The organism is Deinococcus misasensis DSM 22328 (genome assembly GCF_000745915.1).
Taxonomy (GTDB): Bacteria; Deinococcota; Deinococci; order Deinococcales; family Deinococcaceae; genus Deinococcus_C; species Deinococcus_C misasensis.
Map to the genome: position 1 here is coordinate 228531 of NZ_JQKG01000001.1, position 18535 is coordinate 247065.

Consider the following 18535-nt stretch of genomic DNA (forward strand, 5'->3'; position numbering starts at 1 on the left):
AGGGGTTTTTGAAAGAGAGGATTCAGGCGAATCTTCTCTTTTCACGAATCAACGCGATGACCCAGATCTTCGAGCAGCCACTCTGCCGCCCGTTCAGCCAGCATCATGGTGGGAAACTGGGTGTTGCCCCGTGGCAGGGTGGGCATCACAGAAGCATCTGCCACATACAGGCGTTCCAGACCCCTCACCTTGAAACGGGCATCCACCACGGCCTGATCGTGATCTCCCATCTGGCAGGTGCCCACAGGGTGGTAAAGGGTCTGCAATGCGCTCTGGACATGGAACTGCAGGTCCTTGTGTCCGGGCAGCAACTCCTTGCCCCTGTACGGTTTGAGGGCTGCCTGATGGGCAATGTCTCTGGCAATTTCCACACCACGCACCAGACGGTACAGGTCATCGGGCTCGTGAAGGTAATGGGGGTCAATCAAGGGGGCTTTGGTGGGATCCGGTCCATCAATCCAGAGTTTTCCCCTGCTGTCCGGGGTCAGCAAGGTGGGTCCCAGTGTGAATGCAGCCATGGGCGGAGGGGTGATGCCGTGGTCCCTGTAGTACACCGGGGCAAGGTGGTACTGCACATCTGGCGCAGTAAGATCGCTGCGGGTCTTGATGAATCCTCCCGCCTCTGCCACATTGCTGGCCAGAGGACCCTGCCTTTTCAGGGCATAAGTCAGCACGTTTTGAGCTTGCAAGGCGGTTTCAAGGGTATCTGAAGCCTTCGCTTGAAAAATCAGAGGCACCGCTGGATGGTCCTGCAAATTCTGACCCACCCCCGGCAAAGCATGCTGCAAGTCCACACCTGCTGCTTTCAGCACTTGCGGATCCCCAATGCCCGAGTGCATCAACAAATGTGGTGAATGGATGGCTCCAGCGGTCAGGATGATCCCCTGCGATGCAAAAGCCTGCTGCACCCTGCCCTGATGGAGGTAAGCAACCCCTCTGGCCTCTTTGCGGTGCAACAGGATGCGTAGCACTTGCGCTCCGGTTTTGAGGGTATAACCTGTCTTGCCTTGCAGGTAGGCATGAAAGGGCGAATGCCGCTCTCCTTTGCGGTGGTTCACATGGTAGGGGCCAAAACCATAAGGCTTTCCGGTGTTGAAATCTGCACAGGCTGGAAAACCCATCTGCAAAGCGGCCTGAACCATCGCCGTGGTGATGGGATGGGTGAATTGCCTCTCTGAGACATGCATCAGACCCTGTTGACCATGATCAGGCGTGTTCAAGAAGTGCTGTTCAATGCGCTTGAAATAAGGCAGCACCTTTTCCCATTCCCAATCCTTCCCCCACTTGCTGTAATCCTCCTGATGGCCCCGGATCACGATCATGGCATTGATGGCACCAGAGCCTCCGAGGGTGCGCCCTCTGGGCCAGTACAGGCTGCGACCCAGCAGGTGCCTCTGGGGTTGGGTGTACAGTTCCCAGTCATAGGAGGTGCGGAACAACTGGCTGAAGGCCGCAGGGATCTTGATGCGCGGATCCCCGTCTTTGCCTCCTGCTTCCAGCAGCAGCACTTTGGCCCCTGCATCCAGCAATCTGCGGGCCATCACACATCCAGCGCTGCCTGCGCCAATCACAATGAAATCATGGGTCATGGTTTCCCATTAGACTAACAGATGGAACGCTTTTGAAACGACCTCTGGTTTCAGTGCACCTCCAACCACACTGAAGTTCTCAAGGCATTTCACGCTTGATTTGTCCTTTTTTCTTGCTTAAGGCAGAGGAGGGCTTCAGCAGACAAACCACTTGTAAAGGGCAGTCCTCAAGGTTGACACATGCAACAGGAACATTCTCGAACATTGGAACTCCATGGACGCACCATTCATTACTTGGAAGCTGGACAGGGACCCGAACTGGTCTTGCTGCACGGCACAGCCATCGACTCTGCGTGGCTGAGTTATGGCAAGCACCTGATGCACTTTGCCCAGCATTTTCATGTGATTGCACCAGATTTTCCCGGTTATGGCAGAAGCACCGACCCCGAGAAGCGCTACAAAACCCGGGATCACGTGGAATTCCTGCCTGATTTTTTTCAGGCGGTGGGTTTGCAAAAAGCCTCGGTGGTGGCTTTTTCCATGGGAGGGGCCATTGCCCTGCAAGTGGCACTCAAGCATCCAGAGCTGTTCGAAAAACTGGTTTTGGTGGACAGCTTCGGCCTTTTTGGGACCATTCATGTGCCCCTGATTCCCAGATTGGGCATTCGAGCAGAAAAGTTTGCGCTGTGGCTGTGGGATGTGAGCAAAAGGTTCCCAGCGGTGCTTGGACTGGTCCTGAAGTTGCTGGTGATCCACAACCCCAGACTGGTCACCCGTGAACTCCTGAGGGAGCTGCAAGACGAAATGCACAATCCAGAGACTTTCCTGCGCTGGATGCAGTCTGAACTCGGGTGGACCCGTTACAACACCAACCTGTATCAGGAGTTGCCCCAGTTGCAGGTGCCCACCTTGCTGCTGCACGCCCAGCAAGACCGGGTGACTCCAGCCAGCAGAACCCATTACGCTGTGAAAAAAATCCCGGGTGCCCGCCACATGATCATTCCCAGAAGCGGGCACTGGGTCATGCGGGAACAGCCCGAGGTATGGCGCAAATGCGTGCTGGATTTCTTGCTGGAAGGCAGAATCACCTCTTGAGGGGTGCCTCTGTGTCAACCCTCAATTCTGATCGGGTTTGAAGGTCTCTGGTTCGGTTTTGGATGCCTGAGAGGGCAAGGACTTTTTGCTGATCAGGTCAGGGTTCTCTTCGGCACGGCGGTACTCGGCGTCAAAGGTTTTGCGGGCCAGTTCCTTGCGTTCTGCGTCGGTGAGTTCCAGTCCCAGTTTTTTGCGCTTGAAGTACTCCTCGGTCATCTTGCCCAGAGCAAACGTCCATCCGTACACCAGAGGGGCTGTGATCACCCCACCCAGCACTGGGGCCACCACCTTGGCGACCTGACGCATGGCCTGACGGGCCACCAGACCGTAAGCAAAAGACGCCCCAAGTTCCATCACGATCTCTCTGGCCCTTTTGCGGTTCAGTTCAAAGCCGTAAATTTTGCCGATGTGGATGACCATTTTCATCTGGACCGGAGTGATCAGCAAAATGTCGGCCACGGGAATGGGTTCAGCTGCAATGACCGCAGAGAGGGTGGAGGCCCCCTTGATCACATCTTCGGCATTCTGGGCAGGGGTTTTGTTTGGTTCGATGTCGAACTTGAAGTTGTCGAGCACTTGTTTGATGATGGGCAGCATTTGAATCAATGTACGTCACTTTTTCACATGGAGTTGCAATGGATTACACTTTATGAAAGCGATGTAAGACACTTGTGACACCTGACCGTTTACACTCCCACTAGAGAAAGAGGTCCTATGGCAAGCAACCCCAAAATCCTGGTGATTGATGATCAGAACGTCAACCTGATTCTGATCGAAAAAGCATTGCGTTCAGGGGAGTACCAGAACATTGTCACCACCAGCAACCCAGAGGACGGTTTAAATCGCATTCTTCACGACAAACCCGACCTGGTGCTGCTCGACCTGATCATGCCCCGCCTGAACGGTCTTGAAATTCTGGAACAGCTGAGAAGTGTCACAGAAAAACTGCCACCCATTCTGGTGGTTACCTCTGAGAACAGCGAAAACATGCAACAAAAAGCTCTGGATGCCGGAGCACGTCAGGTGATCAAAAAACCTTTCCAGCGTGCAGAACTGCTGGACACTGTCCGACAGTGGCTGTCCTACGTTTACTGAACCTCACACACCTCCATACCTTCCTTCAAAGACCACCCTTCGCTACACCGAAGGGTGGTTGATTTTGCAGAGCACCTGTTCCAGAGCCTGCATTTGCACCATGGCATCGGTTTCCAGAGGGTATTTCAGGGGCGTTTTCCCCGAAATGGCCTTTTCAAAGTGACGCACCATTTCGGCGTACACATTGACCTTGTCAAACTTGCGGGCTTTGCCGTTCACGGTCAGCGTTGCCTCGTAGTCGTCGTTGGCAAAAGGGGCGTCCAGTTGCAGGCTTCCCTTGGTGCCAAGCACCTCAAAACCCTGCTGGAACGGCAACTCAAAAGAGGTCACCAGTTGTCCGATGCATCCAGAAAACTCCAGCAATGCAGATGTGGTGGTGTCCACTTGCCTGTCGGTCATGTGGGCCATGGCCTGCACGTTTTTGGGGAGCTCGCCGGTGGTTAGACGCATCAGGTCGATGCAGTAAGAACCCACATCGTAGAGGGCACCTCCGCCCAGTTTGGGATCCCAGCGGATGTCGTCGGGACGGTCCAGATTGAAAGCGAACACCGAACGCATCGCCCGGATGTCTCCGATTTCACCGGACTGGAGCACCTCCAGCATCTCGGTGATCTGTGGATGGTAACGGTAAGAAAACGCCTCCAGAACCAGCTTTCCAGAGCCTTTCTGGGCTTCGAGCATCTGCTGGGCCTGCTGAACATTCAAAGTCAGAGGCTTTTCACACAGCACATGCTTGCCTGCTTCAAGGGCCTTGACGGTCCATTCCAGGTGCTCTGAGTTGGGCAGAGGCACATAAACCACTTCCAGATCAGGATGCTCAAGCAACGCGGCATAAGATCCAGCGTGTTCAATGTCCATGTCCTGAGCGAATTGACGGGCCTTTTCTGGATCTCTGGCGGCCACCATTTCCACGGTGCCTCCAGCTTCACGGATGGCATGCACCAGATGGTCTCTGGCAATGCGTGCAGCTCCAAGAATTCCCCATTTCATGGGGGCAGTTTAGGTCATCTTGGAAAGCAAGTTTTCAGGAATTCTTACCAAACGGTAGGTTTTGTCGGTTGCAACGTGCTCGGTGCGGGCCAGAGCCACCGTCTCCCCTTTCTCGTTGGTCAGGGTGTACGTGAAGGCCATGGTGCGGGATTTCACCTCTGCAACTTTCACATGGATCTGGATCAGGTCATCAAAACGGGCGGCTTTGCGGTACTGCACGTCCAGACGGGTCAGCATCAGGTAAACGCCGTTCTCTTCAACGGTTTTGTAATCCATGCCCAATTCACGCATGAATTCCACCCGGGAGAGCTCCATCCAGACCGCGTAATTGCTGTGGTGGGCGACGCCCATCTGGTCGGTTTCGGCGTAGCGGACGCGGATGTGGGTGGTGTATTCCATGCAGGGGATTGTAACAAGTGGAGGGCCGAGGGCCAAGTGCTGAGGGCCGAGAGCCAAGGGACAATGAGCATGTAGGGGCGAGGCATGCCTCGCCCGTTGCAGAAAGCAGAAGGCCGAGGGAAGCCCACTGTGAACTGTCCTCTGTGAACTGTCCTCTGTGAACTGTCCTCTGTGAACTGTCCTCTGTGAACTGTCCTCTGTGAACTGTGAACTTCCATAAAAAACCCCTCCCAGAGAAACAGGAGGGGCCAGAAACCAGAGCCTTTACTGGAGTGAACGGATCACAGCAGCCACTTCTTCGGCGATCTCTTCGATTTCGGATTGATCGGGGCCTTCCACCATCACACGCACGATGGGTTCGGTGCCACTGGGACGCAGGTTGATGCGGCCTCTGCCCGAGAGTTTTTCTTCGGCAACTTTGACAGCAGCTTGCACCTCTGGGCGTTTGGCGATGCCATGCTTGTCTGCGCAGCGCACGTTCAGGAGGGTCTGGGGGAACATCACGAGGGTGTCGTGAAGCTGGTCCAGGGTCATGCCTTGCTGCTTGCTGGCCTTCAGGACCTGCAAAGCGGTCAGGATGCCGTCTCCGGTGGGGCTGATGTCCGTGAACAGGATGTGGCCGGACTGCTCTCCGCCAAGGGTCAGGGCTTTTTCCACCATGCGTTCGTGCACGTAACGGTCACCGACAGCGGTGCGTTCCAGATGGATGCCTTCCTGCTTGAGCTTCACTTCCAGACCCATGTTGGCCATGATGGTGGTCACCACGCGCTTCTCGTTGCGGGCTCTGGCGGTCAGGTAGAGGATGTGGTCTCCCTGCACGATGTTGCCTCTGGAATCCACCAGAAGGGCACGGTCTGCATCTCCATCAAAGGCGATCCCGAGGTCGAAATCCCCTTCGCGGACCAGCAAACGCAGGTGTTCCATGTGGGTGGATCCGCAGTTGCGGTTGATGTTCAGTCCATCGGGAGTGGTGTAAACCGCGAACACATCTGCTCCGGCCCGTTGGAACACTTTGGGGGCAATGCGGTATGCAGCACCGTTGGCACAGTCCAGAGCAATCCTCAGGCCGTCCAGACGGGGGGCAAGGCTGGCGAGGTAATCGGTGTACAGACGCTCGGCCTCACGGTAGTTGGTGACGGTACCCATCTGGGCTCCGGTCACGCTGGAAAGGTCGGGTTGTTCGCCAATCAGGGACTCGATTTCCAGTTCCAGAGAATCGGAAAGCTTCTCTCCGTTGGAACCGAAAAACTTGATGCCGTTGTCGTCATAAGGGTTGTGGCTGGCACTGATCACCACACCTGCACTGGCTTTCAGGTGACGTGTCAGGAAACTCACACCGGGGGTGGGCATGACCCCCACATGGATCACATTGACCCCTCTGGCGGTGAGGCCCGCAGCAAGGGCGGCTTCCAGCATGTCCCCAGAGTAACGGGTGTCTTTGCCAATCACCACGCTGGGACGGTCAAAATTGCGCTTCAAAACTTCGGCGGCAGCCTGTCCAAGCTCCAGCACCCAGCCTGCCGTGAGGGGAGGTTGACCGGCGACGCCCCGGACGCCATCGGTTCCAAAAAACTTGCGTTCAGTCATAACGGCTTTCATTGTACGGAAATTTTTGAGGAATGCCTGAGGTTGGGACACACAAGTGCAGAGAGCCTTGTAGGGGCTACGCGTGCGTCGCCCTTTGCCGAGAGCCGAGAGCCGAGCGGCCCAGCGCGAAGCGCCTCAGTGCCGACGGGGCCGCCCCCGAGCGACCCAGCCGATCAAACCGCTTTGATCGGCGCAGTCGGGTCAAGACGGCACGTAGTCAGAGGCAAGAAACGTGCCGCCACGTGAGCGCGTAGTGGGGCCAAGACAGAGCCGAGAGCATTGTGCGATACGTTCAGAAAATGGTCAAGGGAATTGGTTACTCCAAAAGCTTAAGCCAAAGCATTTTTTGCCCTCAGCCCTGTGCTCTCGGCCCCCTGACGGCTAAGCAACACCTCCCCTCTTTCCTCCCTCCTGCAATACAATCAGGCCAAATGTTGAGCCGTGAAGCCACTCCTTACCCGTTAAAAGACCAGCCCATCCTGATTGTGGTGGGCGTGACCGGGGTGGGCAAAAGCACCACCCTGGACGAGCTGCAGGCCCTCGGGGTGAAATTCACCTTGCTGCCCAACCGCCGGGAAGTCACCGACGATTTCATTTTCAATGGCGAGGTGATCAAGGACCGCACCGAGCGTTTCAAGCGCACAGCCCTTTTTCGTGAAACCCATCCCGGAGGCATGGGACAGCTTTTGACCGAGCTTCACCTGCAAGAAGCCCCAGAGCACACCCTGATTTTTGATGGTTTGCGTGGCCTCGAAGAGGTGCAATATGCAGCAGAACATTCAAAAAGCCGTTTCATTGTGCTGGACGCTCCAGATCTGGTGCGGGCTGGCCGTTTGCTGGGCCGTGGGGACGGTTTCGATCAGGTGAATGTGCAAGCCTCTGGAGACACCCTGTCTTCCCTGAAAAACCTGAAGGGCATCGATCAGGTGTTTTCTGAGGAGGACATTCTGGCCCTGTCCCAACTGGACGCCAGACCAGAGGACATCCTCGCCAAAGTCAAAATCGTGGTGGATGAACGGCAAAATTACGATCCCAAAGAAGCCAATGCTTACCTGACGGGCCTTCATGACAGCGAACGGGTGCTCTATGTGGACACCACCGTTCACAACCCTGCACAGGTGGCTGCACTGGTGAGGGACTGGCTGTGAAGATCCAGAGCATCGAACTGTTTTTGTACCGCCTGCCCATGAAAAGTGCCCTGAAGTGGGGCGCAGTTTCTGCGATGAGCACGGCAGATGCGGCTCTGGTGCGCGTAACACTGCAGGATGGCACTTCCGGCGAGGGTGAAGCGCTGGCCCGTCCCACCATTTACGGAGAAACCCTGCACAGCTTTCAGGGCATCGTGGACCTTCTGAGACCCCGTCTGGTGGGCATGGACATCGAAGATGAGGCCGGACTCTGGAAAACCCTGCAAGGGGTGGCGAACAACCACACCATCAAAGGGGCCATTGATTCTGCCCTCTGGGAAGCCCGTTTTCGAGCAAAAGGGCAGGACCTGTTTGCAGCTTTGCAAGGCCCGCACACGTCCCTGAAGGTCAGTTTCATTCTGGGGATCACAGATCTGGAGGGCATGCTCAAAGAGGCCAGAGAAGTGCATGCCTCTGGGGTGCGGGTCCTGAAAGTGAAAGTGGGTCGGGATTACCAGAAAGACCTGCAAGTGATCCATGCATTGAAAAGCGAACTCCCGGACATGGAACTGTACGCAGACAGCAACGAAACCCTCACTCCAGAGGTGGCCCCAGACATCCTGACCGCCATGCGCGAGGCCGGGCTTTTGTGGGTGGAGGAACCCCTCCCGGTGCATCAAACCCGCGCACGCATGGAACTGAAGAAACTCGGGGTTTTGCCGATCATTGCAGACGATTCCTGTTTCACGCTCGGCCAACTGGAACGCGAACTGGACCTGGACACTTTCGACATCCTGAACATCAAACCCCCCAGAAGTGGCATCACCGGAAGCCTGAAAATGCTGGAGATGGCAAAAACTGCCGGAAAAAGCGTGATGATCGGGTCACAGGCCGGAAACCTGACCAGCATGCGTCACAGTGCCCTGATCGCCAGCATGGAAGGCGTGGACAAACCCAGCGAACTGACCTTTTTCCTGAAACTGGGCGGAGACATCTCTGGGCCAAATCCTGTGCTGTCAGATGGACATTTGCAGCTGTCTGACCTGCAGAACCTGAGGCCGGATCCAGAAAAATTGGAGCTGTACAAAGCCACGTTGTTCTGAAGGGTTTACAGTTCACCGTAGACAGTGGACAGCGAGAAGGTTTCCTGAACGCACTCTGGTGGATTGGGGGTGTTCCACAGGAGATCTTCTTGCTGTGAACTGTTCACTGTAAACTGTAGACTTTGCCGGGTGGAGGACAAAATGCAGCCCATCTTCTGTCCTGCCACCTCAGCAATACCCTGTCCATTTCTGTCCGGTTTTCGACCAGATTCCCTCTGAAAAACCCGATCCACACAAGATATTCTGAATCCATGAAAACCGCTCTGCTGGTCATTGATGTGCAGGATTCCTTCAAAGCCCTCCCCCGCTGGGAAAAACGCAACAACCCTGCGTTTGAAGCGAACCTGTCAAAACTCATCGCGGAATGTCGGGCTCTGGGACATGAAATCATCTGGATCATGCATCAGGAATTTGATGACCTGCAAAATCCTTTTCACCCAGAGCATCCTGCTTACCATTTGATGGATTTTCTGGACCGCAAGCCTGAAGAAGTGCTGTTTGAGAAAACCACCCGCAATTCTTTTACTTCTACGGGTTTGCAGCAACACCTGACCCAGAGGGGCATCCAGCACCTGATCGTCACAGGCATCCAGACCGAGCAGTGCTGTGAAACCACCACCAGAGTGGCTGGAGATCTGGGCTACGGGGTTTCTTATGTCACCGAGGCCACCCTGACTTTCCCCATCAAGCACTGGGCCAAAGACGAATTCATTTCTACGGAAGAAATCGTGAAGGCCACCGAATACCATCTGGCCGGGCGTTTTGCCACCATCCACACCGTGGAAAGCGTGCTGGAACAACTCAAGAGCCAGAGGGTTCCTGTGTTGTACTAAACTGGAGACCAGCATGCCAAAAGTGGCTTTCTTGATTCTGGATGGGGTGCACTTGCTGGATCTGGCTGGGCCAGTGCAGGTGTTTTCAGAGGCCCATGAACTGGGTGCAGATTACGAGCTCCTGCACTGCTCGGTGAATCCTGTGGTGAAAAGTGCGCAGGGTTTGACCCTCAGCGAACTCCTGCCGTTGCCAGAGTTGCAGTTGGGTGATCTGATCGTGGTGGCCGGGTGCCGGGTCCATGGAGACCTGAGAAATCTGGCTGTTCCTGACCCGGAAGTGGTGAAGTGGTTGCAGCACCATCACCAGAAAGGGGTGGGGATTGCTTCGGTGTGCTCTGGGGCGGGCGTTCTGGGCCATGCAGGGCTTTTGAAAGGCCGAAAATGCACCACCCATCACCTGCTCACCCCCCAGTTGCAACAACTGTTTCCAGAGGCCAGAGTGCAGGAAAACCGTCTGTTTGTGACCGATGGGAACATCACCACCAGTGCTGGAATTGCCTCTGGAATGGACATGGCCTTGCACCTGATCGAGGAACAACATGGGGCACTCTTTGCCGCCAAACTGGCCAGGGGGATGGTGGTTTACCACCGCAGGCAGGGCAGCGATGTGCAGGACAGCCTGTATTTGCAATACCGGGCACACCTGCACTCCGGCGTGCACCGGGTTCAGGACCACCTGATCGAACATGCCCACGAACAGGTGCCTCTGGAAGAGCTCTCCAAACTGGCGCACCTGAGTCCCAGACACCTGACCCGGGCATTCAAGGCTCACACTGGTCTGACCCCTTTGCAGTACCAGCAACGCCTCAGGCTGGAAAAAGCCCGACAACTCATGCAAAACCGCAACCTGACCTTGGAGCGGGTTGCAGAAATGTGTGGTTTTGAAGATGCCCGGCATTTTCGCAGGCTGTACAAAGAACTGCTCGGGGTGAGCCCCCGTGAAGCCAGATCCATCCTGCTTTAAGAAAAAGACAAGGCCACCTGTCCCGGGCTTTCCCCGAAATGTGATCTGTGTTGCATTCATAAAGCCCTCACACCCTACAAGCTAGATCAGCAAGTCCCACTCAGGCTTGTCTATTGGAGGGTTTGGAATGTTTGAATGGATGACCAGTTCAGAAGCATGGATCGCATTTGCGACACTCACGCTGCTGGAGATTGTGCTCGGGATCGACAACATCATTTTCATCTCGATTCTGAGCGGAAAACTCCCTGCAGAACAACAAGCAAGGGCCAGAACACTGGGTCTGCTGCTGGCGATGGGAACCCGCCTGCTGCTGCTCCTCTCTCTGGCATGGATCATTCGGTTGACGGCCCCACTGTTCACAGTGCTGGGACAGGAAATCAGCGGACGCGACCTGATCCTGATTGCCGGGGGTCTCTTTTTGCTGTACAAAGCCACCCGGGAAATCCACGAAAAGCTGGAAGGTCAGGACCATGAAGGGGTCACCAAAGCCGCGCCCACCTTCTCTGCCGTGATCGGACAGATCCTATTGGTGGACATCGTGTTCTCTCTGGACAGTGTAATCACCGCTGTGGGCATGGTGGACAACATCTACGTGATGATTTCTTCGGTGGTGGTCACCGTGATCATCATGCTGTTCGCAGCAGGTCCCATCAGCGCCTTTGTGAACCGACACCCCACAGTGAAAATGCTGGCCCTGTCTTTCTTGCTGCTGATTGGAATGACCTTGGTGGCAGAAGGTCTGAACTTCCATGTGCCCAAAGGCTACATTTACTTCGCCATGGGCTTTGCTGTGCTGGTCGAGATGCTCAACATCCGCACCCGCAAAGGGAAAAAAGTGGAATTCAACCAGCCCAAAACCTGAGTTTTCTGCTCACTCAAGAAAAACCCTGACCGTTCAAAGTCAGGGTTTTTCTTTGTGGTGTTTCTGTTGCAGAGCCGACCAGCGCTCCCTGACCCGAGACTCCCAGCCCTCCCCTGTGGGCGCATAAAAGGAAGCATCCAGCAGTTCATCTGGCAAATACCTTTGCGCAAAAGACCCCTCTGGATCATCAAAATAATAAGCATAGCTTTTGCCATATCCCTGGGATTTCATCAAGCCTGTGACGGCATTGCGCAGGTGCATGGGGATGGGATGCTGGCGGTCTTCTTCAGCCATGCGCAGGACTTCACCCCACGCTTTGTAGACGCTGTTCGATTTGGGGGCCAGAGCCAGATAAACCACCACCTGTGCCAGAGCCAGTTCTCCCTCTGGGCTTCCCAGCAGGTGCATGGCTTGCTGGGCGCTCATGGCCAGTTTCAGGGCGTTGGGATCTGCAAGGCCGATGTCTTCTGCCGCCATCCGAACAATCCTGCGAGCAATGTAGATGGGGTCCGCCCCACCAGCCACCATCCGAGCCAACCAGTACAGGGCACCATCCACATGGGAAGCCCGGACGCTCTTGTGAAGCGCAGAAATCAGGTTGTAGAAATCCTCACCCTGTTTGTCCATGCTGGGAACATGGGTGCCAAACGCCTCTTTGACCGCCTCCGGAGTGATGGGATTGGAAATGGTGGAAGCCACTTCCAGAGCCCCCAGCGACCTTCTGGCGTCCCCATCGGCCAGTTGAATCAGCAGTTCTCTGGCTTCTGGCGAAAAGGTCACCCCCGGCAAACCTCTGGGGTCAGAGAGGGCACGGTCCAGCAGGCCCGAGATGTCCTCATCGGTCAGGGGTTTCAAAACCAGAGTGCGGGCTCTGGAACGCAACGCCGGGTTCACTTCAAAACTGGGGTTTTCGGTGGTGGCCCCAATCAGGGTGAGGAGACCGCTTTCCACATGGGGAAGCAGAGCGTCTTGCTGTGCCTTGTTGAAGCGGTGAATTTCATCCAGAAACAGCACGGTGCGCTCACCTTTTGTGCGGTTCCTCTGTGCCACCTCGACGGCCTCTCGCACATCTTTGATGCCTGCTGTCACCGCCGAAAGCTGAATGAAATGTGCTTTGGCAGTCCGGGAGATCAGACGGGCCAGCGTGGTCTTCCCGACCCCCGGAGGCCCCCAGAGGATCAAGGAACTCAGGAAACCACCTTCCAGCATGCGCCTGAGGGGTTTGCCGGGGGCAAGCAGATGCCTCTGGCCGTACACCTCATCCAGATTTGTGGGTCTCAGGCGTTCAGCAAGTGGAGGTGGGGGTTCAAAGAGGGTCACGGTTTCATTTTAAGTGTGAGGTTGGGGGAATAAAGCATTTTGCTTACAGAAGGCAGAAGGCAGAAGGCAGAAGGGTCTGCGACCCGCCGAGAGCCGAGAGCCGAGAGCCGAGAGCATCCTGCAATTCTTGGTAGAAATGCTCAAGCTGAACCGGAGGGGCGAGGCATGCCTCGCCCTGTGTTGCATCAGCCTTTTTTGCCTTCTGCCTTCTGCTTTCGTCCTTCTGCTTTTCAAACCCTCGGCAAAAGCAAAACCGCCCCAGACAAAATCCAGAGCGGCAACATTGTGAACCTTGGGTCAGGCGACAAGGGTACGGATCAGGTTCTCGGGGAGCTCGACGGTGATGGTGCCACGCAGGTACAGGTCGTGGGTGGCCTGGCGACCACACACCTCCACAAAGCGCTCCAGACTGACTTCGCTGCTGCCCTCGGGGGTTTCAACGAACAGTCGGTTGGAGGTTCCGGGAACCCAGCGGGCACTGCACTTCGAAGTACTGGTTCTTTTCATAAGATCCTCCTGATCAAAAAAAGGGCGATGCACCCTGCAAGGTGCTGTTTTGGGAATCGGGTTTTACAGGGAATGGGAAAGGGACAAGTCAGTTGTCTAACTTAATATTGATCATAAGTTGAACTTTGCACGCTGTCAAATCTGGAACCGATACCATTGTGAATGGGGCTCTAAAGGTTCATAAATTCTAAATTTCCTCTGATGTTTTGATGACAAATCCGCTGAAATTGCGCTGAATACGCCAAAAAACGCACAGACCCTTTTTGGAGGATCTGTGCAAAATTGAGAGAGGTGGATTCAGTTTGGCTTCAAGAGATCACCAGCAAGATGGTGAACTTTGCTCGATTCAGTTTTCCACTTTGAAGAGGGGCAAGTGTCCCAGAGCAATCACATCGTCGCGCTCATCGCCTTCGGTGAAGACCGTCAGCACAGCCACCACTTCTCCGCCCACCTCTGAGATGATTTTGGAAAGGCTTTTGAGGGTTCCACCGGTGGACACCACATCGTCGATGATGGCAATTTTTTTGCCTTTCAGGTTTTCGACATCCATGCCGTCCAGGACAAGGGTCTGGGGTTTGCCCGTGGTGATGGACAGCACTTCACGGACCACCGGATTGACCATGTAAGGTTTCTGGGTTTTGCGCACCACCACGTAAGGCTTGCCACTTTCACGGCTCACCACATGGGCAAGGGTCAGGGCTTTGACCTCGGGGGTGACCAGCACATCCACTTCAGAAGGCATCAGGTCTGCCAGGGCTTTGCCTGCTGATTCGGTCACTTCAGTGTCGCCCAGCATGTTGAAAAGGGCCACACTCAGGCCCGGAGCAAGTTCCACGATGGGAAGCTCACGGGCCACGCCACCAATGTTCACAGAATAGGTTCTCACAAACTGCCATTGTAATCCTTTTTGGGGCCTTCATGCATGTGGAACGTTTTCCAAACACCTTGAATCCGACAAAGACCCCATCAGACACCTTGAACACCAAAAACCTCGGGACATTCTTCATGGGCTTGAATGTCACCCACACCCGAGCAGTACAGTAAGGCATACCTGCAGACGACACACCCTGAGCCAGAAAATACCGTGACTCAAAGTCAAGCCCTCTCGCAAGTGACAGGACGGACGGTGGAAAGGGAAGCCTACCCGAGGAATTCAAGCGATCTTCATATATTTGATGTTGCTGACCCCCGGTGTGCCAGAAGCAGGTGTTTTTGCCCATTTCAACATGCGCAGCCCATGAAACAATGGACTGCGTATGTTGTTTTTATTGCGTTTAAATCACACCCCGGCCAGCGATCTGGGATACCTGCTGCACAAGCATCCTGACAGAGTGCAGGATTTCAACTTGCCCTTTGGCCGCAGCACGATCTTCTATCCAGAAGTCGCCGAATCCCATGCCACCCTTTGCTTGATGGTTCACGTCGATCCCATCGAATTGTCCCGCTGGAGTGCTGGAAATGAAAGCCGTCCACTGGAACCTTATGTGAATGACCGGCCCTACACCGCCAACAGTTTCCTGAGTGTGGTTCTGGGGGATGCTTTCCGCACCGCCATGAACGGCAAAAGTCAGGGGCGCCCTGAATTGGTCCAGCAGGCTTTGAATCTTGAAATTGAAATTCCGGTGTTGCGCTGCCACGGAGGCGAAGACCTGATCCGCAAAATGTTTGAACCTCTGGGATATGTGCTGGAGGTTCAGCCCCTCATGCTGGATGAACAGTTTCCAGAGTGGGGCTCTGGCCCGTATTTCCATGTGAAGTTCAAAGTGCAACGGATGGTGCAGGAGGTCCTGAAGCATTTTTATGTGCTGCTTCCGGTGCTGGACAATGCCAAGCACTATTTCATCGATGCCTCTGAAATTGAAAAATTGTTGCGAAATGGGGAGGGGTGGCTTGAACAACACCCTGATCGTGAATTGATTCTCAAAAGATACCTCAAATACCGCCAGAGGCTGATCCGTCAGGCTGCAGAGCGATTTGAGCCAGAGGAGGAAGAAAAGCCGGAGCAGGAAACCCCAGAGGAAAAAGAAGTTCGGATTTCCCTGAACCGACAGCGTCTGACTGCCGTGTGTGAAGCTCTGGTTGCCAGTGGAGCCAAAACGGTGCTGGACCTCGGGTGTGGAGAAGGAAACCTGCTGCGTCACCTTTTGAAGCATCCCTTTCAGCGGATTGTGGCTGTGGATGCCTCCATCCGGCCCCTCATGCTGGCCCGCGAAAAATACGAGGGCAAACCTGTGGAATTCCTGCACTCCTCCATCACCTATCTGGATGACCGCCTGACTGGATTTGAGGGGGCAGCTCTGGTAGAGGTGATCGAGCACCTTGACCCAGACCGCTTGCAGGCCATGGAACGCAGCGTTTTCGGGCACATGAAACCCCGAACCGTGGTGGTCACCACCCCCAACGTGGAATACAACGTGCTGTTTGAAGGGATGCAGGGCCTCAGGCACCATGACCACCGCTTTGAATGGAGCCGGGCAGAGTTTCAGAGTTGGGCCAAGCAGGTGTGCAGCACTTACGGCTATACCGCAGAATTCCGCATGGTGGGAGATGTGCACGAGCAGTACGGCCCTCCGACCCAGATGGCCATTTTCACGTTTACACCCATTGAAAAGAGGAACCCATGATTTTGCAGATTCCTGAGTTGTGTCTGGTGGCCCTGATCGGGGCATCCAGCAGCGGAAAAAGCACTTTTGCACGCAAGCACTTCAAGGCCACGGAAGTGCTGTCCAGCGATTATTTCCGGGGCCTGCTGACCGACGACGAAAACAATCTGGAGATCACCAGAGAAGCCTTTGAGCTGCTGCACCATGTGGCTGCCAAGCGTCTGGGACTGGGCAAACTCACGGTGATTGATGCCACCAGCTTGCAAAAAGACGCCAGAGCCCAGATCCTCAAAACCGCCAGAGCCAACGATGTGCTGACGGTGGCTCTGGTGCTGGACATTCCAGAGGCCACCCTGCTGGAGCGCCACGAAGCCCGGCCTGACCGGCATTTTCCAGCCTCTGTGATTCGCAAGCATGCTTATCAGCTGAAAAACAGCATCCGGAACCTTGAAAAAGAAGGTTTCCGTCAGGTGCATGTGCTGAAACCTGAAGATCTGGACACTCTGGTCATCGAGCGCAAACCGCTGTACAACAACCTCAAACACCTGCATGGTCCTTTTGACTTCATCGGAGACGTGCACGGCTGTTTCGAAGAGTTGCGCGAGTTACTGCTGGAATTGGGTTACACCGTGACCGATGACCTGCAAGCCCATCACCCCGAGGGCCGTATGGCGGTCTTTGTGGGCGACCTTGTGGACCGTGGCCCAGACAGCGTCGGTGTGCTCAGACTGGTCATGAACATGATGAACGCTGGGCATGCCCTGTGTGTTCCCGGCAACCACGATGAAAAACTGAAGCGTTACCTGCTGGGGAAACGGGTCACCTTGCGCCACGGTCTGGAAAAAACCGCAGAGCAACTGGAACACACCTCCGAGGACTTCAAAAAAGAAGTGCGGCTGTTTCTGGAGAAACTCGTCAGCCATTGCCTGCTGGACGACGGACAGGTGGTGGTGGCCCACGCCGGACTGATCGAAAAATACCACGGACGCACCTCTGGGCGGGTCCGGGAATTCTGCCTGTATGGAGACACCACTGGCGAAACCGACCCCGAGGGCTTCCCTGTCCGTCTGGACTGGTCCAAAGATTACCGGGGCAAAGCCAGAGTCGTTTATGGACACGTTGCCGTCAAAGAAGCGCAGTGGGTCAACAACACCATCGACATTGATACAGGATGCGTGTTTGGTGGCAAACTGACTGCCCTGCGATACCCAGAGTTGACCACCCACAGCGTGCAGGCCAGGCAGGTCTACCACGAGCCGGGCAAACAACTGAAAGCCCTGCTGAACGCCCAGCAGGCAGCAGACCAGTCCTTGCGCTGGCAGGACTTCGCCCGTGAGAAATTCATCGAGACTGCAGTTGGAACGGTGCGAATCCCTGAAGCCAACAACATTGCTGCACTGGAAACCGCCAGCCGTTTTGCTCTGGACCCGAGGTGGCTGGTGTTCCTTCCTCCCACCGTCTCCCCTGCCCACACCAGTGAGCGGGAAGATGTGCTGGAACACCCTGAAGATGCGTTCAAGTACTACCAGAAGCAGGGCCTCACCCATGTGGTCTGCGAAGAAAAACACATGGGCTCTCGGGCAGTGGTGATCGTGTGCAGCACCCCTGAAGTGGCCCAAAGCCGTTTCGGCCTGTCTGAACCCAGAGCAGGTGTGATGTACTCCCGCACTGGACGGACCTTCTTCAATGATGCTGCACTGGAACAGGCCTTTCTGGAACGCATGCAGCAGGCACTGAAAAAATCCGGTTTCTGGGACACCTTCCAGACCGACTGGGTGTGTCTGGATGGGGAATTGCTGCCGTGGTCCTTCAAAGCCACCTCCCTTTTGAAAGAGCAGTACGCAGCCACCGGAACCTCTGGCACCCATGCCCTGAGCACCGCTGTTGCGCTGCTGGAGAAGCACCCACAGGCAAAAGAACATCTGGCACAGGCAAAAGCTCGACTGGACAACCTGCAGCACTACATGCAGGCCTACCGCAATTACTGCCAGGCGGTGAACAGCCTTGAAGACCTGCGTTTTGCACCTTTCCATCTGCTGGCCACCGAAGGGCATGTGTACACCGACAAAACCCACCTCTGGCACATGGAAACCCTCGAAAAGCTCTGTGAAGCAGATGTGCTGCTTTTGTCCACCCCTTATCAGGTGGTGGATCTGAACCACGAAGAAAGCATCCAGCAGGCCATCAGGTGGTGGGAAACCCTGACCGAGCAAAGCAAAGAAGGCATGGTGGTCAAACCCATGGACTTTGTCCCCGAGCGCAAAGTCCAGCCCACCCTCAAAATCCGTGGTCGGGAATACCTGCGGATCATTTACGGTCCCGAATACACCGCCCATCTGGACCGTTTACGCAAACGGGCACTGGGAGCCAAGCGGGAACGGGCCACCCGTGAATTCCATCTGGGCATCGAGGCTTTAAGGCGCTTTGTACACCATGAGCCACTCTGGAAGGTGCACGAATGCGTGCTGGGGATTCTGGCTCTGGAATCTGAGGGGATTGACCCGAGGTTGTGAGGAATTCA

Annotated in this window: 17 protein-coding genes; 9 read left to right on the forward strand and 8 right to left on the reverse strand. The window is 55.3% G+C overall.

Features of this window, described 5'->3' with window-relative positions; translation table 11 throughout:
* Positions 1 to 41: 41 nt before the first annotated feature.
* Positions 42 to 1589, reverse strand: a complete 1548-nt coding sequence (locus Q371_RS01010; RefSeq protein ID WP_034334913.1) for a GMC family oxidoreductase — start codon at positions 1587 to 1589, stop codon at positions 42 to 44.
* 180 nt (positions 1590 to 1769) lie between these two features.
* Here Q371_RS01010 and Q371_RS01015 point away from each other — a divergent pair, with 180 nt between their 5' ends.
* Positions 1770 to 2624, forward strand: coding sequence for an alpha/beta fold hydrolase (locus Q371_RS01015; RefSeq protein WP_084571149.1), 855 nt, complete (start codon positions 1770 to 1772; stop codon positions 2622 to 2624).
* Between the two features lie 21 nt (positions 2625 to 2645).
* Here Q371_RS01015 and Q371_RS01020 read toward each other — a convergent pair whose 3' ends face one another.
* Positions 2646 to 3221 carry a YcjF family protein gene (locus Q371_RS01020; RefSeq protein ID WP_051963050.1) on the reverse strand — a complete coding sequence of 192 codons (576 nt, stop codon included), beginning with the start codon at positions 3219 to 3221 and terminating at the stop codon, positions 2646 to 2648.
* 117 nt (positions 3222 to 3338) lie between these two features.
* On the opposite strand from Q371_RS01020, the gene Q371_RS01025 reads away from it, so the two are divergent.
* Positions 3339 to 3719 (forward strand): response regulator, encoded by a 381-nt coding sequence (locus Q371_RS01025; protein ID WP_051963051.1) that lies wholly within the window; start codon positions 3339 to 3341, stop codon positions 3717 to 3719.
* Between the two features lie 42 nt (positions 3720 to 3761).
* Here Q371_RS01025 and Q371_RS01030 read toward each other — a convergent pair whose 3' ends face one another.
* From Q371_RS01030 to glmM, 3 genes are all read right to left on the reverse strand, one after another.
* Positions 3762 to 4709, reverse strand: a complete 948-nt coding sequence (locus Q371_RS01030) for a Gfo/Idh/MocA family protein (RefSeq protein ID WP_034334918.1) — start codon at positions 4707 to 4709, stop codon at positions 3762 to 3764.
* Positions 4710 to 4718: 9 nt separating this feature from the next.
* Positions 4719 to 5108: an acyl-CoA thioesterase gene (locus Q371_RS01035; protein ID WP_034334920.1), complete on the reverse strand. Its 390-nt coding sequence runs from the start codon at positions 5106 to 5108 to the stop codon at positions 4719 to 4721.
* A gap of 264 nt (positions 5109 to 5372) precedes the next feature.
* The gene (glmM, locus tag Q371_RS01040; RefSeq protein WP_034334922.1) at positions 5373 to 6695 is read right to left on the reverse strand and encodes a phosphoglucosamine mutase; all 1323 of its coding nucleotides are present in this window, start codon (positions 6693 to 6695) and stop codon (positions 5373 to 5375) included.
* Between the two features lie 431 nt (positions 6696 to 7126).
* Between glmM and Q371_RS01045 the strand changes: the two genes are divergently transcribed.
* The 5 genes from Q371_RS01045 to Q371_RS01065 all read left to right on the forward strand — a co-directional run bounded on the left by Q371_RS01045 (position 7127) and on the right by Q371_RS01065 (position 11584).
* Positions 7127 to 7843, forward strand: coding sequence for an AAA family ATPase (locus Q371_RS01045; protein WP_051963052.1), 717 nt, complete (start codon positions 7127 to 7129; stop codon positions 7841 to 7843).
* Positions 7840 to 8925, forward strand: a complete 1086-nt coding sequence (locus tag Q371_RS01050) for a mandelate racemase/muconate lactonizing enzyme family protein (RefSeq protein WP_245618174.1) — start codon at positions 7840 to 7842, stop codon at positions 8923 to 8925. Before Q371_RS01045 ends, Q371_RS01050 begins: the two co-directional genes overlap by 4 nt.
* 251 nt (positions 8926 to 9176) lie before the next feature.
* A complete protein-coding gene (locus Q371_RS01055) occupies positions 9177 to 9758 on the forward strand; it encodes a cysteine hydrolase family protein (RefSeq protein ID WP_034334926.1) in 582 nt (193 codons plus the stop codon).
* A 13-nt stretch (positions 9759 to 9771) separates the two neighbouring features.
* Positions 9772 to 10722 carry a GlxA family transcriptional regulator gene (locus Q371_RS01060; RefSeq protein ID WP_034334927.1) on the forward strand — a complete coding sequence of 317 codons (951 nt, stop codon included), beginning with the start codon at positions 9772 to 9774 and terminating at the stop codon, positions 10720 to 10722.
* Positions 10723 to 10849: 127 nt separating this feature from the next.
* Complete coding sequence (locus tag Q371_RS01065) at positions 10850 to 11584, forward strand: TerC family protein (protein WP_034334930.1); 735 nt, start codon at positions 10850 to 10852, stop codon at positions 11582 to 11584.
* Positions 11585 to 11623: 39 nt separating this feature from the next.
* On the opposite strand, the gene Q371_RS01070 is transcribed toward Q371_RS01065, so the two are convergent.
* The 3 genes from Q371_RS01070 to Q371_RS01080 all read right to left on the reverse strand — a co-directional run bounded on the left by Q371_RS01070 (position 11624) and on the right by Q371_RS01080 (position 14297).
* Positions 11624 to 12904 carry a replication-associated recombination protein A gene (locus Q371_RS01070; protein ID WP_034334932.1) on the reverse strand — a complete coding sequence of 427 codons (1281 nt, stop codon included), beginning with the start codon at positions 12902 to 12904 and terminating at the stop codon, positions 11624 to 11626.
* Positions 12905 to 13201: 297 nt separating this feature from the next.
* Positions 13202 to 13411 (reverse strand): hypothetical protein, encoded by a 210-nt coding sequence (locus tag Q371_RS01075; RefSeq protein WP_034334934.1) that lies wholly within the window; start codon positions 13409 to 13411, stop codon positions 13202 to 13204.
* A gap of 346 nt (positions 13412 to 13757) precedes the next feature.
* A complete protein-coding gene (locus Q371_RS01080; RefSeq protein WP_034334935.1) occupies positions 13758 to 14297 on the reverse strand; it encodes a phosphoribosyltransferase family protein in 540 nt (179 codons plus the stop codon).
* Between the two features lie 370 nt (positions 14298 to 14667).
* Here Q371_RS01080 and Q371_RS01085 point away from each other — a divergent pair, with 370 nt between their 5' ends.
* Entirely contained in the window at positions 14668 to 16035 is a 1368-nt protein-coding gene (locus tag Q371_RS01085; RefSeq protein WP_034334937.1) for a 3' terminal RNA ribose 2'-O-methyltransferase Hen1, read from the forward strand.
* Positions 16032 to 18527: a polynucleotide kinase-phosphatase gene (locus Q371_RS01090; protein ID WP_034334940.1), complete on the forward strand. Its 2496-nt coding sequence runs from the start codon at positions 16032 to 16034 to the stop codon at positions 18525 to 18527. The genes Q371_RS01085 and Q371_RS01090 overlap by 4 nt, the downstream gene beginning before the upstream one ends.
* Positions 18528 to 18535: the final 8 nt, after the last annotated feature.